General features: G+C 62.7%; 1 protein-coding gene and 1 pseudogene. Both read right to left on the bottom strand.

Annotated elements, in window-relative coordinates:
- On the bottom strand, positions 1-160 hold a 160-nt coding region (locus tag ACOZKU_RS21670; RefSeq protein ID WP_421580637.1), incomplete at its 3' end, for an FAD-dependent oxidoreductase.
- Between the two features lie 5 nt (positions 161-165).
- Positions 166-319, bottom strand: a pseudogene (locus ACOZKU_RS21675) (electron transfer flavoprotein subunit alpha/FixB family protein); the annotation flags it as partial.

Raw genomic sequence — 319 nt, forward strand, 5'->3', positions numbered from 1 at the left:
GGGCGCCGACTTCCGAACCCTTTTCGAGCACGACGACCGTCAGATCCGGATTGACCTGCTTCAACCGGATCGCAGCCGACAGGCCGGCCGGACCGGCACCGACGATCACAACGTCGAATTCCATCGACTCGCGTTCGGGGAGTTCCATTAGTCCCGCCATGCCGTTCAGAGCGCCTTCTGCAGTTCCGGCAGGGCCTCGAAGAGGTCCGCGACGAGGCCGTAGTCGGCGACCTGGAAGATCGGTGCCTCCTCGTCCTTGTTGATCGCAACGATCACCTTACTGTCCTTCATGCCGGCCAGATGCTGGATCGCACCCGAG

This window comes from Shinella sp. M31 (assembly GCF_049199205.1).
Lineage (GTDB): Bacteria > Pseudomonadota > Alphaproteobacteria > Rhizobiales > Rhizobiaceae > Shinella.